The organism is Oceanicella actignis, assembly GCF_008124525.1.
Taxonomy (GTDB): domain Bacteria; phylum Pseudomonadota; class Alphaproteobacteria; order Rhodobacterales; family Rhodobacteraceae; genus Oceanicella; species Oceanicella actignis.
On record NZ_VNHJ01000006.1, the window covers coordinates 59,457 to 74,998 of the forward strand.

13 protein-coding genes and 2 tRNA genes are annotated in these 15,542 nt (G+C 71.1%); 9 read left to right on the top strand and 6 right to left on the bottom strand.

What is annotated here, in order from left to right; all coding sequences use genetic code 11:
• Positions 1-221: 221 nt before the first annotated feature.
• Positions 222-1,907 carry an ATP-binding cassette domain-containing protein gene (locus LY05_RS09685; RefSeq protein ID WP_148923029.1) on the bottom strand — a complete coding sequence of 562 codons (1,686 nt, stop codon included), beginning with the start codon at positions 1,905-1,907 and terminating at the stop codon, positions 222-224.
• Between the two features lie 39 nt (positions 1,908-1,946).
• Positions 1,947-6,023, bottom strand: a complete 4,077-nt coding sequence (locus LY05_RS09690; RefSeq protein WP_170258955.1) for a DUF4114 domain-containing protein — start codon at positions 6,021-6,023, stop codon at positions 1,947-1,949.
• Between the two features lie 117 nt (positions 6,024-6,140).
• Here LY05_RS09690 and LY05_RS09695 point away from each other — a divergent pair, with 117 nt between their 5' ends.
• Positions 6,141-6,935 carry an FkbM family methyltransferase gene (locus tag LY05_RS09695; protein ID WP_148923031.1) on the top strand — a complete coding sequence of 265 codons (795 nt, stop codon included), beginning with the start codon at positions 6,141-6,143 and terminating at the stop codon, positions 6,933-6,935.
• Here the strand turns inward: LY05_RS09695 and LY05_RS09700 are convergent.
• Genes LY05_RS09700 through LY05_RS09710 form a run of 3 tightly spaced genes read right to left on the bottom strand, consistent with a single transcriptional unit; the run spans position 6,929 to position 9,364 of the window.
• Positions 6,929-7,873, bottom strand: coding sequence for a zinc metalloprotease HtpX (locus LY05_RS09700; RefSeq protein ID WP_148923032.1), 945 nt, complete (start codon positions 7,871-7,873; stop codon positions 6,929-6,931). The genes LY05_RS09695 and LY05_RS09700 overlap by 7 nt on opposite strands.
• A gap of 22 nt (positions 7,874-7,895) precedes the next feature.
• Positions 7,896-8,675 (bottom strand): SpoIIAA family protein, encoded by a 780-nt coding sequence (locus LY05_RS09705; protein WP_148923033.1) that lies wholly within the window; start codon positions 8,673-8,675, stop codon positions 7,896-7,898.
• A 29-nt stretch (positions 8,676-8,704) separates the two neighbouring features.
• Positions 8,705-9,364 carry a carbonic anhydrase gene (locus LY05_RS09710; RefSeq protein ID WP_148923034.1) on the bottom strand — a complete coding sequence of 220 codons (660 nt, stop codon included), beginning with the start codon at positions 9,362-9,364 and terminating at the stop codon, positions 8,705-8,707.
• Positions 9,365-9,500: 136 nt separating this feature from the next.
• On the opposite strand from LY05_RS09710, the gene LY05_RS09715 reads away from it, so the two are divergent.
• Positions 9,501-9,575: transfer RNA gene (locus LY05_RS09715), tRNA-Gly, on the top strand.
• Positions 9,576-9,604: 29 nt separating this feature from the next.
• Positions 9,605-9,679, top strand: a tRNA-Gly gene (locus tag LY05_RS09720).
• A 52-nt stretch (positions 9,680-9,731) separates the two neighbouring features.
• Here the strand turns inward: LY05_RS09720 and LY05_RS09725 are convergent.
• Positions 9,732-11,132, bottom strand: coding sequence for a FliI/YscN family ATPase (locus LY05_RS09725; protein WP_148923035.1), 1,401 nt, complete (start codon positions 11,130-11,132; stop codon positions 9,732-9,734).
• A gap of 103 nt (positions 11,133-11,235) precedes the next feature.
• Between LY05_RS09725 and LY05_RS09730 the strand changes: the two genes are divergently transcribed.
• From LY05_RS09730 to flhA, 6 genes are read left to right on the top strand one after another with little or no spacing between them, the layout of a single operon-like run.
• Positions 11,236-11,652, top strand: a complete 417-nt coding sequence (locus tag LY05_RS09730; RefSeq protein ID WP_148923036.1) for a FlgB family protein — start codon at positions 11,236-11,238, stop codon at positions 11,650-11,652.
• A 27-nt stretch (positions 11,653-11,679) separates the two neighbouring features.
• Complete coding sequence (flgC, locus tag LY05_RS09735) at positions 11,680-12,057, top strand: flagellar basal body rod protein FlgC (protein ID WP_072747091.1); 378 nt, start codon at positions 11,680-11,682, stop codon at positions 12,055-12,057.
• Between the two features lie 30 nt (positions 12,058-12,087).
• A complete protein-coding gene (gene fliE, locus LY05_RS09740; RefSeq protein WP_072747090.1) occupies positions 12,088-12,396 on the top strand; it encodes a flagellar hook-basal body complex protein FliE in 309 nt (102 codons plus the stop codon).
• Between the two features lie 6 nt (positions 12,397-12,402).
• Entirely contained in the window at positions 12,403-12,669 is a 267-nt protein-coding gene (locus tag LY05_RS09745) for a flagellar biosynthetic protein FliQ (RefSeq protein ID WP_072747089.1), read from the top strand.
• Positions 12,666-13,403, top strand: a complete 738-nt coding sequence (locus LY05_RS09750) for a lysozyme family protein (protein ID WP_148923037.1) — start codon at positions 12,666-12,668, stop codon at positions 13,401-13,403. Before LY05_RS09745 ends, LY05_RS09750 begins: the two co-directional genes overlap by 4 nt.
• A 9-nt stretch (positions 13,404-13,412) precedes the next feature.
• The gene (gene flhA / locus LY05_RS09755; protein WP_072747088.1) at positions 13,413-15,530 is read left to right on the top strand and encodes a flagellar biosynthesis protein FlhA; all 2,118 of its coding nucleotides are present in this window, start codon (positions 13,413-13,415) and stop codon (positions 15,528-15,530) included.
• Positions 15,531-15,542 lie beyond the last annotated feature (12 nt).

Consider the following 15,542-nt stretch of genomic DNA (forward strand, 5'->3'; position numbering starts at 1 on the left):
GATCCTCGACGCCCAGCTCGGGTTCGAGATAGGGCGCGGCCTCGACCACATGACGCGGATCGCCGTTCCATTCGAGCGCCTCGAGCAAAGGCCCGATGCACGGCGCGAGCCCGCCGACGGCGCCGATCCTGGTCAGCGCCTGGCGGACGGCTTCGCTTGTGGCGATGCGCAGATCCGAGCCCAGAACGTCCGCTTCGACGGACTTCGCCTGCGCCGATCGGTCAACGCGCAAGTTCATGGCAGTCCGCCTCCTCGATCAGCTTTCCCTTGCTCAGGCGGAAACGACGGTCGCAGATGCGGACCAGGCTTGGCCGCTGCGACACGATCACGAGCGTTCCTTCGAAGCGGGCCAGGGCTTCGCGCACCAACACATCTCCATGCGCGTCGAGGCTTGCGTTCGCGGCGTCGAACAGGATCGCCCTGGGCTGTCGCAAGAACGCCCGCGCGATGGCGATCCTCTGAATGAAGCCCTGCGGGAGGGAATGCCCGGACCCCGGCCCGAGCCGCGTATGGAAACCGTTGGGCAGTCGTCCGGCCAGATCGAGCAGGCCGAGCTCGGCCGAAACCGCCTCGATCCGCCGCCAAAGCTCGGCGCGCGTCTCGTCAGGCATGGCGCAGGCGTCGAACATGGTCAGGTTCTGCGCAAGGGTGCCTGAAAAGAGCGCCGCCCGCTCGGGGACATAGGCGATCCTGGCGCGAAGCCATTCCTCATCGACGCGCCGCATGTCGGTGCGCCCGTCCAGAAGCACGCGGCCGCGATCCGGCGCAAGGTAGCCGCACATGACTTGCAGAAGCAGCGTCTTGCCTGCGCCGCTTTCTCCTTGAATGGCGATCCGCTCGCCCGGTTCGATTCGGAGGTCGATCCCGTCGAGGACGGGTTCGGGCGAATTGCAGTTCTCGAGCGCCACGCGTTGCAGCAGCAGCCCGCCCTGGAAAGCCGTCGGCGCAATGGGGCGCGGGAGGCCGGCCGGCGGCAATGACAGGCCTTCCCGAACGGCCTCGCGGCTGACCCGCGCGCGAACCAGCGCGCTCCACTGCGCAACGATCCTTTGCACGGGCGGCAACGCGCGGTTGGACAGAAGCATGCAGGCGGCCAGTTCGCCGATGGTCAGACGCCCATCCATGACCATCACGCTTCCGGCGGCGGCCACGGACACCATGGCGGCCGGGGCAAGGGCGCTGGAAAACGCCGCCGATCTGTTGACGGTCGAATCTACCGCACGCTCGAGCGCCGCGCGAACGCGCATCAGCCGTTCATACCGGCGCCGCATGGGCGCCTCGAGCGACTGCGCCTTGACGGCGGCGAACCGGCCCAGCGTCTCGGACGCGAAATTGGCCTGCATCTGGCTCAGGCGATCGGCGGCGTCCATCCTGGCCGCAAGGCGCAAGTTCGCCATCAGGGCGCCCACGATGGCTATGGCGACGACCGCCGCCGGCGCAAGCACGACGGCCCCGCCGATCAGATAGACCATGGCCAGGAACAATCCGACGAAGGGCGCGTCGGCCAACGCGATGAGGGCGCGCCCCGACTCGGCGTCGCGAATCCTGGCGACGGAGGAAAAACGTTCGGTGTGAACGCCGGGCGCGATGCCGGCCAACGCCTTGGGGTCAGCCTTGAGGAGGCGCCGAGCCAGTCCGACCGACGCCGCATGCTCGAAACGGGCCGCGCGCCAGGTCAGCGCGCAATCGCGCGCGCGGGTCAGGGCCGCCTCGAGCAGAACGGCCGCGCCCGCGCCGATCATCAGCGCCGCGAAAGTCTCCACCGCCCGGTTGGGTATGATGCGATCGTAGATCTGCATGATGGCGAGCGGCATCGCCATCGACAGCAGATTTGCCGCCGCCGAAGCGAGGAGGACCCCCGGAGAACCCAGTCCCGGAACTTCGCTCTTCGGAATAGCGACGGTCATCGCCTGCGCTCCTCGGCAATGGCTGGCGGCGGCCAGTATTCAGATCAGCCCCGACGACGAGCCATGATCCTGGGGATCGTCGGGCGAAACCCAGGCCTCGAGGCCTTCGACCGGGTCTGATCCCATGTCGATGGGCCCGGAATCGACCTGAGCGTCGGAAGCATCATCGGCCGCGAAGGCGAACAACTCGTTATCGGCCGCGGACAGCGTCGCCTCGAGCCCGTCCGCCGAATCCGCGGTTGCCTCAAGCGACTGAGCAAGGGAATCCGCGCCGTCTTCGACCTGGCCCAGATCATGGGCGCTCAGCGCCTCCTCATAGCCGTCAAGCGCTTGCTCCCACGCCTCCTGCAGGGGCGCCAGATCGTCGATCGCCTGATCGGCGGCCGAGAGAGCGGACTGCGCCTCGTCAAGGATCATCGCATGCGCGGCGGCTGCATCGGCGTATGCATCCGAGGCCTCGGCGGCCGCCTCAAGCTTCTCCTCCAGACTCGCAAGCATGTCCCCGGCCTCGGCGTCGATCCGGGCCAGCTCATCGACGGCGGCGTCGAAGGCGGATTGGGCGGCCTCGACCTGCGGCGCAAGCGCGTCGGTGTAGATGGCGCGCGCCGCTTCAAGCGCTCCGGCGCCGGAATCGAGCTGAGCCGCCAGTTCCTGCGCGGTCTGCAGAGCGCCGTCGGCCTCGGCGATCGCTTCGTCGAGCTCGGACTGGATCTGCGCCTGCGCGTCATCGGCCAAGGCGGCGGCGTCCAGCGCCTGGCCGAATTCGGCGGAGGCTTGCGACAAGAGCTCCTCATCCTGCGCGTGAACCGCCTCGGCCTCGGCAACCGCCTGGTCGGCCTGCGCAAGCCCTTGCGCCGCCCTTTCATATTCGGCGCGCGCATCAGCGACCTGATCTAGGCTCTGTCGATAGACCTCGGCGGCGGCTTCGGCGGCTTCGAGGGCTTCGGCATGGGCGGCGATGGCCGAGCGAACGGCCAGGGCCAGGGCGGGGTCGTCCGGCGCCTCGAGCCAAGCCTCATGCGCCGCCTCGGCTTCGGCGCGCACATCCTCGACCCGCTGCGCGGCCTGCTGCGCCGCGTCCCGCGCCGCCTCGGCGGCCTCGAGCCGCTCGCTCAGCGCCTGGTGCGCGTCGGCCGCAGCCTGGCCGGCCGCGTCGCGCGCCGCGTTGGCCGTCTCGAGCGACGCAAAGGACGCGCGCGCCTGCTCGGTCAGCCGGATCACCGCCTCTCGCGCCGCGTCGGCGACGGCGTGCGCCTGGACCGCGGCGTCGTGGGCCTGGTCCAGGCGGCCCTCGATCGATTCGACCTTCAGGCGGGCCTCGTCATAGACCTGCACGGCGGCGGCCGCTTCGGCCCGGGTCGCCGCGACCCGTTCGGCCAGAGCGTTGATGGCCGACGCCGCTTCCTGCGCCGCCGCGGTCGCGTCGGCAAGCGCTCCTTGCGCGTCTTCGGCAAGCTGCGCCGCTTCCTCGCGCGCCTGGGCGATGGAGGCGAGCTGCTCGCGCGCCGCCTCGGCCTCGTCCGTCGCGGCGCGGGCGGCCTGCGCCGCCGCGTCGACGGCGTCGGCCGAAGCCTCGACTCGCGCGACAAGGGCCTGCGCCTCGGCCACGGCGTCGGCGGCCGCCGCCTGCGCCTCGACCAGGGCGGCATATGCCTCGAGGGCGGCCTCGTAGCGCCCGAGCGCCTCTTGATAGGCCGCGGTCATCTCGGCGTTGGCGGCCTCGACCGCCGCAACCTGCGCCTGCCAATCGGCCAGAAGCTGCGCGTTCGCGGCCGCGATCTCGTCGTTGGTGGGTCCGGTCGCGATCACCTCGGCCGACGGGGCCACCGGCGGCCGATCCGGATCATGGGCCACGCGCACCGCGGTTCTGACAATGTCGCTGACCGCGGCGCCCGATTCGACCTGAATCGTCATCGCGATCTCGCCCTCGGGCAGGCGTTGATCGTTCGGATCGCGGCTGACGAACGAAATGTTGTCCAGCACCGCCTCGAACGCCGCGGCCGGCGCGCCCTCGGGCGCCTCGAGGCGCAGGCGCGCGGTCCCGGAGGCGGGGTCCTCCTCGACATGGTAGCGCAGCGTTTGGCCGTCGGCCGATATCTCGCCCTCGGCGCTTTCGCCGTCCCAGCCCGGAAAGGCGAAGGCCGCGCCTTCGAGGCCCTCGAAAGTCACCGAGGCCGCGTCGATGAGGGCGGTGGGGTCGCCGTGCCCGATGGTGACGTCGGGCATGGCGGTCTGGATTTCGAGCTTCTCGATGAAGGCGGGCTCGACGTCGAGACGGAAGACGAGGTCGTTGAAATCGTCGTCGCCGCGCGGGCGCGAGATGTCTTCGAACCCGATGAGGAGCTGTCCCGGTTCGACGCCCCAGTCGGCCAGGCCGCCCGGATCGTCGCCGACGACGCCGGCGATGACCTGCTGCTGGCCCGAGCCGTTCAGGCCGAGCGTGTCGCCATAGGCGGCGGTGTGGTGGATGTCCTGCGAAACGACGCCGCTGCGCACCGACCCGGCCGGGTCAGCATAGGCGTAGTGCAGCTTCGGCGCGGCGGTCATGCCGGGCTCGATGACGGCGGGGCCGCCGTCGGGGGCGCGGAACTCGAAATGGGCGTCGTTGGTCAGCGCCGCGCGCAGGTTGCTGTCCCGATACCCGTCAGGAATGAGGAAGAAGCCGAACGAATCGCCGGCCTGAAGCCCTTCGAGCGCGACCGTCGACTGCCCGGGGATCAGGGCGCCCCCCTCGCTGTTGCTCCCATACGCGCTGGCGATGGCGCTCAGCTCTTCATCCGTCGCGCCGGCCTCGCGCCAGGCGGCCAGAACCTCGCTCTCGCTCGCTCCCGAGGCGTTGGCCCAGATGATCTTGACCTCGCCGATCGTTCCGTCGGGCTCGATCTTGTACCAGCCGAGCGTGTTGCGGTAACCGGCGCACTCGCCGATGAAGGTGACGCTGACGGGCGAGTCGTTCTCGAGCGTCAGCGAGTTGATCCGCGCCGCGCCGTTGACCAGCTCGGGAGACAGTCTTACGGCCTCCGAACCGAAGGGGTCGAGATAGCGCCAGGGCTCGGTTTCCTCGGGAGGATTCAGAACTTCTCCCGACGCGTCGTAGACGACGAGGCCGCCGGTCGCCTGCAGCGTCGGGCGCAGGGGCGCAAGCTCGGGCGCGGCCGGCGCCTCCAGAAGATCGGGCTCGGCGGGCGCGGCGGGCGCAGACGGGGGCTGCGGCGCCTCGAGATCGGCGCTCAGGCGCGCGGCGCCGGGGAAATCGCCCGTGATCGCGGCCGGAATGTCGAGCGGCGCGGGTGCGGTCCAGGCGGGCGCGTCGGCCGGCGCCTCGACCCCGCCGCCGGGCGCGGCGAGCGAGATCCGGGCATAGGCGGGCGGGGCGACGACCGAAGCGGGCTCGCCCGGATCGGCCGGCGCGGGCGCCTCGAACGCGAAGGACAAGGGCGCGAAGGCGAAATCCGGCAGCGGCGGAAGGTCGTCAAGCGCGGGCGCGGCGGCCAGATCCGGCAGCGGCGCGACAACCTGCTCGGGCGGCTCGGGATCCTGCGGCGGCTCTGGATCGTCGGGCTCGTCCGGGGTCTCGGGCGTCACGGGCTCGCTCGGCGCATCCGGGCCGGTGGGCGGCGACGGCGCGTCCGGGGGCGGAACATGGGACGCGGCGGCGCGCGGCGCCTCGGCCGCCGCCGGGGCGTCGAGCGGCGGCGGATCGTCAGGCCGATCGGGGGCGTCGGGCCGCGGGCCGGACTCGCGAGGGGGCCGCGGACGCGCGGACGCGCCGGGATCGGCCGCCTCGGCGGCGGGCGCCGCCGCCGGTTCGGCCTGGACGAAGGCCTCGACAGGCTCCTGCGCCGGCGCCGGCTGCGGCGTCGAGGGCGCGTCGAGCGTCGCCGGACCGCCATCTTCGGGGCGGAAGCGCGGCGCCGCCGGCTCCGGCTCCTCGGGGTGCAGAAGCTGAATCGTCTCGAGCCGCTCATCGGGGGCGCCTTCGACGGGCGCAAGGGCGTCGTCGACCGCTTTTTCGTCGCGGTCGCGCAGCGTCGTCGTGGAGAGCCGCCGATACTCGTCGACCAAGGGGGCCTGCCGTTGCGCAGGCGGAGAATCTTCGCGCGCCATGACGTTCACCGATCGTTCCGTGTGCGCTCAGTCAAACGCGGCGAAGTTAAGGAATCATGCCAAACCGGCGCTGGCCTTGGGCGCAATCAGGGCGCACACTGGTCCGCCCACGAGCAGGAGGCGAATGTGATCCCCTTGAAGGCGCGACACTGGCTGGCGACGTCCGCCGCCGCCCCGCTTCTGGAACGGCTGCGCGCGCTGGCGGAACTGCCGAGGCTGGCCGCCCATCCCGAGCTGGGGCTGTTGGTGAGCGAAAAGCGGCTCATGACCCGGTGCCTCGACGATTTCGTGCGCCGCGACTCGAACTGCATCGACGTCGGCGCGCATATCGGCTCGATCACGCGCGAGCTGGCGCGGCGCGCGCCCGAGGGCCGCGTGATCGCCTTCGAGGCCAGCCCGACCAAGAGCGCCTGGCTGCGCCGCCGCCTTCCGCATGTCGAGGTGCGGGCCGAGGCGGTTTCGGACGAGCCGGGCGAGGCGGAATTCTTCGAGAACCTCACCAAGCCAGGCTTCAGCTCGCTTGGCAGCCGCGCAAGCGTGGGGCGCGAGCGGCGCATCCGCGTGCCGCGCGTGCGGCTGGACGATGTCGTGCCGCCCGACATGCGGATCGACTTCATCAAGATCGACGTCGAGGGCTTCGAGCTGGAAGCGGTGCGCGGCGCGCGCCGGCTGCTGACCCGGAACCGGCCGGTGGTTCTGTTCGAGGCCGGCCCCCATGACGACGCCGACGTGCCCGGCGAGAAATACGTGACGCTGCACGCGCTTCTGACGCAGGAGCTGGGCTACGACGTCAAGCCCGTGTTCCACCACGCCCATGGGCGCGAGGCGATCGACGCGTCGGCCTTCGTCGCGATGCGCCGCTATCCGTTCCTTGCCTTCAACTACCTGGCGTTGCCGCGCGAAGGCGGGCGCGCTCAGTAGTAAAGACCCGTCCAGCGCCGGCGCGGCGGCGGGGGCGGCGGCGCAAGGGGCGGCGGGACGAGGCCGGCCGGCAGATCCAGCGCCGAGGCGCGCATCTCCCGGGCGACCTCGCGCAGGCGCGCGATGCGCTCCTCGGTCGGCGGATGCGTGCGCAAGAGCGAGGGCTCGGGCACGCGGCGCCCGCCAAGGAACATGTCCTCCCACATGCGGCCCACCCCGCGCTCGAGCTTCTCGAGCGCCGAGGCCAGCGCCAGCGGATCGCCCGTCAGCCGCGCGGCGCCCAGATCGGCGTCGAATTCGCGCGTGCGCGACAGCGCCAGCTGCAGCAGCGACACCGCGACGGGGGCGAAGATCATCACCAGCGGCGCGCGCCAGGGGATCGTGGCCGCGCCGGTCAGCAGCAGCGGCAGGTTGAGCAGGATCATGATCTGCCCAAGCTGCGCGACCAGCGCCACCGCGCGGCTCATCGAATCGGCCAGGCCCATGATCCACAGATCGCGATGGGCCACGTGGCTGACCTCATGCGCCAGAACCGCGGCCAGCTCGCGCGGGGTCAGAAGACGCAGCAGGCCGTCCGTCACGCACACCACGCTGTCCTCGGGCCGCCCCATGGCGAAGGCATTGGGAAGGGCGCTGGGAATGCGGAACAGCTTCGGCGCCGAAGGCAGCTCGGCGCGGCGGGCAAGCTCTTCGACCAGCGCCGCCAGATCGGGCGCCTCGCGCCGGGTCAGCGGGCGGGCGCCGTAGGCGCGCAGCAACAATCGCATGGGCGCGCCCGGCGCCAAGGCCAGCCCGCCCATGACGCCCAGCATCGCCCACAGCGCCGTTTCGGGGCCGGCGATGGCCTCGATGCTGAACCAGGACAGCGCACCCATCGCGGCCAGCAGCAACGCCGACTGCAGCAGGTTCTCGAGCTTGTGCCGCGCGCCGGGCTGCATGAACGCTCCTTTCCGGCTGGCGTCAGGCGGGACGGGTTCCGACCCATGCCCAGGCTTCGTCCTCGCGCTCGGCGGGGAACCAGCGCAGCTCCATGGGCGCGAAGGGCGCGGCCAGCTCGATCCAGCGCGCAAGCCACGAAGGCCCGCCGACCAGGGCGTAGCGTTCGACATGACGCAGCGCGCCCAGCTTCATCGCCGCCGTGCGCGCCGAAAACAGCACCTCGGCGTCGAAACCGCGCCAGTCGCGCACGCGCCCCAGAAGACGGATGCGGTCATGGGCCTGCCAGGCGGCCTGCAGGATCGGGGCGACATGATCGATGTCGGCCAGGGTCAGGCGGCCGTCGATCTCGAACGCCACCACCTTCGGATCGGCGGTTTCGATCAGATGCAGCCCGGGCCCCGTCGGCTCGTGCGCAAGGCGCGGCGGCTCGCTCGGAACCGCGACCCATTCCAGCGCCTCGGCGCGCTCGGCGGGCGAGAAGACGCGCAGATGCACATGCGGCAGGATGCGATCCTCGAGCCGCGCGGCCGCCGCGATCCAGCCCACATCGGTGACGAGCGCGATTCGCATGATGCGCCCGATCTCGGGCAGCAGCGCGATTCCCGCGCGCAGGTCATGGGCCAGGGCCTCGGCCGAGACGCCCTCGTAGCGGTCGATCTCGAAGAACATCGAAACCCGCTCTTCGCGCGCGAGCAGATCGCGCAGCATCTCGGCGGCCGCATCCACGTCGCGAGCCTCGATGCGGCCCGCAAAGCGCAGCGCCAATACGTGCGGGGCCGGGGGCGGAAGCTGTTCGATCATGTCAGGGCGCCTCTTGCCGCGCGCCGCGGTCAGACGACCGGGCGCCAGGTTTCGCTGTTCAGATCCAACCCGTGCAGCTCGCCCGCGCCGATGTCGATCCAGGCGCCGTGAAGGGTCAGCACCCCGCGCGCGACCGCGTCGGCGACGAAGGGGAACTGCGCCAGATTGCGCACCGAGGCGAGCACCGCGTGACGCTCGAAGGCGCGCAGGCGCTCCTCCCGGTCCTCGGGCAGGCGATCGGCGACCGCCTCGTAGGCCGGCCGCAGGATGTCCATCCAGCGGCCGACGAAGCTGCCGGGCTTGTCCAGTTCGGGCGCGAGCCCCGCGCACATGTCGTGACACGCCGCCACGCCGCCGCAGTGAGAATGCCCCATCACGACCACATGCGCCACCTTGAGCACCGTCACCGCATACTCGATCGCCGCCGAGGTGCCGTGGTGCTGATGATCGGGCCGGTAGGGCGGCACCAGGTTGGCCACGTTGCGCACCACGAACAGGTCGCCCGGCTCGGCGCCGAACATGCCCACGGCGTCGACCCGGCTGTCGCAGCAGCTCAGCAGCATGGCGCGCGGATGCTGGCCGCCCTCGGCCAGGCGCGCATACCAGGCGCGGTCGGGCTCGAAGCGAAGCGCCTTCCACGAGGCGAAACGTTCGGCAAGGTAGCCTGGCAGAAGCGCTTGGTTGGGCATCGCGGACCTCGGATCATTGCATGTCAAGTCGACCGGCCCGTCACTACCCCATGCGGGCGCGCCGATCCAGCGCCGCCGGGCGCATTTTGCCCCTTGCGCCAGCGCCGCGAATCCTTATAACCCGCCCTCACAGGATGCGGGCGTAGCTCAGGGGTAGAGCACAACCTTGCCAAGGTTGGGGTCGTGAGTTCGAATCTCATCGCCCGCTCCAACATTCGACTGGCCGATCCGACGAAGATCGCGGGCGTAGCTCAGGGGTAGAGCACAACCTTGCCAAGGTTGGGGTCGTGAGTTCGAATCTCATCGCCCGCTCCAGTCGGCCCTTTTTGGACATCGCAACTTTCGCGGCCAGCGCATGCGGGCGGCCTCAGCCGCCCGGCGCCGGGTTTTGGCGCCGCGGCGCGCGGCGGTCCTCGGGGCCGTCATCGGCCGGCGAATCGGGGTGCAGCGCCCGCGCCAGCCGCGCGAAGGCCTCGGCCGGGCCCTGCGGCGAGCGGCTGGCCAGGAACTCGTCGATCGCCGGATAGACCGCGATGGCGGCGTCGATGCGCGGATCCGCGCCCGCGCGGTAAAGCCCCGCCTGGATCATGGGCGCGGCCTCTTCATACACCCCGACCATGCGCCGCGCCTGGGCGATGAGCGCGTTCTCGTCCGCATCCGCCACCCCCGGAAGCGAGCGCGAGACCGAGCGCCGCAGGTCGATGGCCGGAAAGCGCCCGCGCTCGGCGATCGCGCGGTCCAGCACCAGATGGCCGTCCAGAATGCCGCGGGTGATGTCGGCGATCGGCTCCTCCATGTCCGAGCCGGCCACAAGAACGGTGAACACCGCGGTGATGTCGCCGCCCGTCTCTTCGGGGCCGGGGCCGGCGCGCTCGGCAAGGCCGGCGATCAGGTTGGCGGTCGAGGGCGGATAGGCCCGCAGGCTGGGCGGCTCGCCGGCGGTCAGGGCGACCTCGCGATGCGCCTCGGCGAATCGGGTCACCGAATCGAGCAGCAGCAGCACATGCTTGCCCTCGTCGCGGAAATGCTCGGCCACCGTCATGGCCGCCCAGGCCGCGCGGCGCTTGACCAGGGGCGACTGATCCGAGGTGGCGGCGATGACGACCGAACGGCGCATGCCCTCTTCGCCCAGCACGCCCTCGATGAACTCGCGCACCTCGCGCCCGCGCTCGCCGATCAGGGCCAGCACGACCACATCCGCCTCGACGCCGCGCGCCAGGTCGGCCAGCAGGGTCGACTTGCCCACGCCCGAGCCGGCGAACACGCCCACGCGCTGCCCGCGCGCCAGGGGCAGGACCGTGTCCAGCGCCGACAGCCCCGTGGCCAGCCGCCCGCCAAGGCGGCGGCGGCGCGTGGCCGGCGGCGGCGAGCGGCGCAGCGGCGCCGGGCGCGGGCCGACGGGCAAGGGCCGTCCGTCGAGCGGCTTGCCGAAGGCGTCCACCACGCGGCCGATCCACTCGTCGCAGGGCCGCAGACCGCTTTCGCGCACCAGCCACACCGGATCGCCCAGCCCGATTCCATCGGTGGGTCCATAGGTCATGGCCGTCGCCACGCCTTCGTCGAGCGCGACGATCTCGCCGCGAATCTCGTCCCGCGCGGCGCCGCGCGCCACCTGCGAGGGCGTCACCGCCACCTGATCGCCAAGGCGCGCGCGCGGCGCGAGGCCGCGCAGCGTCAGCGCGCCGGTGTCCACGCGGCGCACGGTTCCCCCGCGGCGGACGGGTTCGATGGCGGCCAGCTCGGCCTCGAGGCTGCTCAGATCTGTCATCGGCTTCTCCGGCGGTTCGCGCCGCTCTTCGGCGGCCGGTTACGAGTTATCAACCAACAAGGGTTAACTCTCGCTTTCGAAACCGATCGAGGGAGAAGCCCCGATGCCGACCGGACTGAAGGTTCTGGAGCTTGCGCAAAAGCTTGCCGGGCACGCCGCCGCCAGGCAGACCGTGATCTCGCGCAACATCGCGAACGCCGACACGCCGGGCTACAAGGCGCTGGATCTCAAGCCGTTTTCCGAAACCTACGCCGCGCGCGCGGCGATGGACGACCAGGACGCCTTCGCGCCGCGCGCCACGCGGCCGGGCCATGTCGGCTATGTCGAGCGCGACGACCCCGCCGACCTTCGCGCGCGCCGCGACTCGGCGATCGGCGCGGCCTCGCCCAACGGCAACGACGTTTCCCTCGAGGATCAGATGATTCGCGCCGCCGAACTGCGGCTCGAGCACGACCTTGCGCTGGGCGTCTGGCGCAAGTCGCTCGACGTGCTGCGCACCGCGCTTGGCCGCGCGCGCTGATCGCCCTAGCCAGGAGATGACGAGACCATGACCGACCTGCTCAAATCCATGGCCGTGGCCGCCAGCGGCATGGCCGCGCAGGGCTCGCGCCTGCGCATCACCACCGAGAACATCGCCAACGCCGACACGCCCGGCTACCGGCGCAAGCTGATTCCCTTCGAGGCGACCGAGGACGGCGGCGTGCGCGCCGGCCGCGTCAATCTGGACCCCGCCGAGCCGCGCAAGATCTACGACCCCGCCAACCCGCTGGCCGACGCCGATGGATATTACGAGGGCTCGACCGTGGACGTGATCACCGAGGTCGCCAACGCCCGCGAGGCCCAGCGCAGCTACGAGGCCAACCTCAAGATGTTCGACCAGGCGCGGCAGATGACCTCGTCCCTTCTGGGACTGCTGCGCCAGTAACGCCCCCTTCCCTCCAGAAAGGAGACCGTCATGGAACTCAACTCCAGTCTCGCATCGCGCCTTTACGCCGACATCCACTCGGCCGTGCAGCCGGGCGAAGAGCGCTCGGGCCTGCGCGCCGAGCGCGGCGGCGCGAACGATTTCGCCAAGGCCGCCGCCTCGTTCGTCGAGACCTTGCGCCAGGGCGAGGAGACCGCCAAGGCCGGGCTGGCCGGACGGGCGGACGCGCATTCGGTCGTCGCCGCGCTGGCCTCGTCCGAGCTGGCGATCCAGACCGCAGTGACCATGCGCGACAAGGTCGTCGAGGCCTATCAGGAAATCCTGCGGATGCCGGTCTGACCGGCCATGGACGCGCCGGTCATCATGGACGTGCTGCGCGAGGGGATCTGGGCCGCCTTTCTGGCCACCCTTCCGATCCTGAGCGTGGCGCTGATCACGGGGCTGGCGATCGGCCTGTTCCAGGCGCTGACCTCGGTGCAGGAGATGACGTTGACCTTCGTTCCGAAGCTGGGCGCCATCCTCATCACCTACTGGATCGCCATGGGATGGATGACCGAGACCTTCGTCTCGTTCTGGCGCGACCGGCTGATTCCCCTGATCGGAGGGCAATGAGCATGGCCGCCCGCGCCCTGTTCCTGGCGGCGGCGGCGATGCTGGGCGCGGCGCGCGCCTTCGCGGCGGCGGCGCTGGGCGGCTTCGCCGGCGCGCCGGCGCCCGCGGCCGACCCCGCCGCGCTGTGCGAAAGCGCCGCCGCGCAGGCCGCGCGCGAATTCGGCGTTCCGCTGCGCGTGATGCGCGCGCTGACCTTGATCGAAACCGGCCGCACCCTGAACGGGCGCCGCCGCCCCTGGCCCTGGACCGTGAACATGGAGGGCGAAGGCCGCTGGTTCCCCGATCGCGAGGCGGCGCTGGCCTATGTGCGCGCCCGCCACGCCGAGGGCGCGCGCAGCTATGACGTGGGCTGCTTCCAGATCAACCGGCGCTGGCACGGCAAGGCGTTCGAGTCGCTCGAGGCCATGTTCGACCCGACCGCCAACGCCCGCTACGCGGCGCAGTTCATCAGGACGCTGCACGACGAATCGGGCTCGTGGGAGACCGCGGCCGGCTGGTATCACTCGCGCACGCCCAAGCACGCCGAACGCTATCGCCGGGCCTTCAACGCCGCCCTGGCCGCGCTCGGCCCGCTCGAGGGCGGCGGGCCCGACGCCGCGCCCTCGGCGGCGCCGCGGCCGCCGGTCAGGCTGGCCAGCCTGATGCCGGTCTCGCCGCTCGGCGGCCCCAGCCTTGCCGCGCGCGCCCTGCGCGGCGGCGGATTGCTGCGCCCCGCGCGCCCCCTTTTCGACTGAGGAGCCCCGATGGACCGCATCATCAAGACGCCGCGGCCGACGCTGGGCCTGAACTTCTCGGCCGCGCAGCTTTACCACCCCACCATCCTGCTCGCCCTGGCGCTGATGGCGGTGATCGTCATGATGATCCTGCCCATGCCCTCATGGGTGCTGGATCTGGGCCTGGCGGCCAGCTTCGGGCTGGCGATCCTGATCTTCACCAACACGCTGTTCATCCAGCGGCCGCTGGACTTCTCGTCCTTCCCCACGATCCTGCTGGCCTCGCTGATGCTGCGCCTGTCGCTCAACGTCAGCTCGACCAAGCTCATCATCGGCCAGGGGCACACGGGCACGAACGCCGCCGGCGACGTGATCGAGGGCTTCGCCATGTTCGTGATGGGCGGCTCGGTCTATCTCGGGCTGGTGGTGTTCGGCGTGCTGCTGATCGTGAACTTCATCGTCATCACCAAGGGCGCGGGCCGCATGGCCGAGGTCGGCGCGCGCTTTGCGCTGGACGGCATGCCGGGCAAGCAGCTGGCCATCGACAGCGACATGGCCGCGGGCGCCATCTCGCACGCCGAGGCGCGCGAGCGCCGGCGCCTCGAGCAGGAAGAGACGACCTTCTTCGGCTCGCTCGACGGCGCGTCGAAATTCGTCAAGGGCGACGCGGTGGCGGGCCTGCTGATCACGCTGCTCAACCTGCTCATGGGGTTGGCGATCGGCGTGCTGGCGCATGGAATGCCGCTGGGCAAGGCGTTCGAGACCTACGCCATCCTGACCGTCGGCGACGGGCTGGTGACGCAGATCCCCGCGGTCATCATCTCGATCGCCACCGCGCTGCTGCTGTCCAAGGGCGGCATGATGGGCTCGACCGACAAGGCGCTGCTCAGCCAGCTGGGCGGATTTCCGGCGGCGCTGGGCACGGTGTCGGCGCTCATGGCCATGTTCGCGCTGGTCCCGGGCCTGCCCTTCGTCCCCTTCGTTCTGGGCTCGGCGCTGCTCGGGGCGGCGGCGTGGGCGGCCCATCGCGCGCAGGCCGAACGCGCCAGCAAGACCGAGGCCGCCGACGTCATCGAAGAGGCGCCCGCCCGCAAGACGGTGGGCGACGTGCTGGACCTGGACGAGATCCATCTGGAGTTCGCCGCCGACCTGGTGCCCGTGGTGATGGACGAGGCGACCGGCCTTGGCGCGCGCATCCACAACATGCGCAACCACATCGCCTCGGTTTACGGCGTGGTCATCCCCGAGATCCGCCTGACCGACAACCTGTCGCTGCCCGACGGGGTCTATGTGATCCGCATCCAGGGGGTCGAGAGCGCGCGCGGACAGCTGCGCGTGGGCATGGCGCTGGCGCTCAAGGGCGACGGGTCGGTCGAGCTGCCGGCGGGCGAGGACACGTCCGAGCCGGTCTACGGCGCTCCGGCCCGCTGGATCCCAGAGGATCGGCAGGAGGAGGCCGCGCTGCGCGGGCTGCCCGTCGTCACGCCGACCGAGGTCGTCGCCACGCATCTGCTCGAGACGATCAAGGAGAACTTCGCCCTGCTCTTCTCGCGCCGCGCGCTGCGCAAGCTGCTTGAAGAGTTCGGCTCGGTCTCGGACCCCGCCCGCGCCCAGGCGAATCGCAAGATCCTGGACGAGTTCATTCCCGACAAGGTTCCCGTGGATCTGCTGCAATCGGTCCTGCGGCTGCTGCTGGAAGAGCGGGTGTCGATCCGCAACCTGCCGCTGATCCTCGAGGCCATCTCCGAGGCCCGCGGCTCGATGAGCTCGACCGAGGCGATCGCCGAGCATGTGCGCCGCCGCCTGGGCTTTCAGCTGGTGGCCGAGCTGCAGGAGCCCGACGGCGCGCTGCCCCTGATCCAGCTGGGGCCCGAATGGGAGGCGCTGTTCAAGAAGCACGAGGTCGAGGTCGGCGACGGCATCGTGGACGTGGCGCTGCCGCCCTCGGACATCAACCGGCTTGCGCGCTCGGTGGCCGAGAAGGTCTCGCGCGCGGCGTCCGAGGGGCGCTATCCGGCCATCATCACCTCGGCCCGGCGGCGGCGCTTCCTGCGCGTGGTGCTGGCCGCCAAGGGCATCCGCAACCCCGTGCTCAGCTTCGAGGAGGTCGGCCCCAACGTGAAGCCCGCCTTCCTCGGCACGGCCTGAGCGGGCGGCGCG

Coding starts and splice junctions, on each gene's coding strand:
- LY05_RS09685 (WP_148923029.1), bottom strand. CDS start 1,907: ATGACCGTCGCTATTCCGAAGAGCGAAGTTCCGGGACTGGGTTCTCCG.
- LY05_RS09700 (WP_148923032.1), bottom strand. CDS start 7,873: ATGCAGCCCGGCGCGCGGCACAAGCTCGAGAACCTGCTGCAGTCGGCG.
- LY05_RS09705 (WP_148923033.1), bottom strand. CDS start 8,675: ATGATCGAACAGCTTCCGCCCCCGGCCCCGCACGTATTGGCGCTGCGC.
- LY05_RS09710 (WP_148923034.1), bottom strand. CDS start 9,364: ATGCCCAACCAAGCGCTTCTGCCAGGCTACCTTGCCGAACGTTTCGCC.
- LY05_RS09725 (WP_148923035.1), bottom strand. CDS start 11,132: ATGACAGATCTGAGCAGCCTCGAGGCCGAGCTGGCCGCCATCGAACCC.
- LY05_RS09730 (WP_148923036.1), top strand. CDS start 11,236: ATGCCGACCGGACTGAAGGTTCTGGAGCTTGCGCAAAAGCTTGCCGGG.
- flgC (WP_072747091.1), top strand. CDS start 11,680: ATGACCGACCTGCTCAAATCCATGGCCGTGGCCGCCAGCGGCATGGCC.
- fliE (WP_072747090.1), top strand. CDS start 12,088: ATGGAACTCAACTCCAGTCTCGCATCGCGCCTTTACGCCGACATCCAC.
- LY05_RS09745 (WP_072747089.1), top strand. CDS start 12,403: ATGGACGCGCCGGTCATCATGGACGTGCTGCGCGAGGGGATCTGGGCC.
- LY05_RS09750 (WP_148923037.1), top strand. CDS start 12,666: ATGAGCATGGCCGCCCGCGCCCTGTTCCTGGCGGCGGCGGCGATGCTG.
- flhA (WP_072747088.1), top strand. CDS start 13,413: ATGGACCGCATCATCAAGACGCCGCGGCCGACGCTGGGCCTGAACTTC.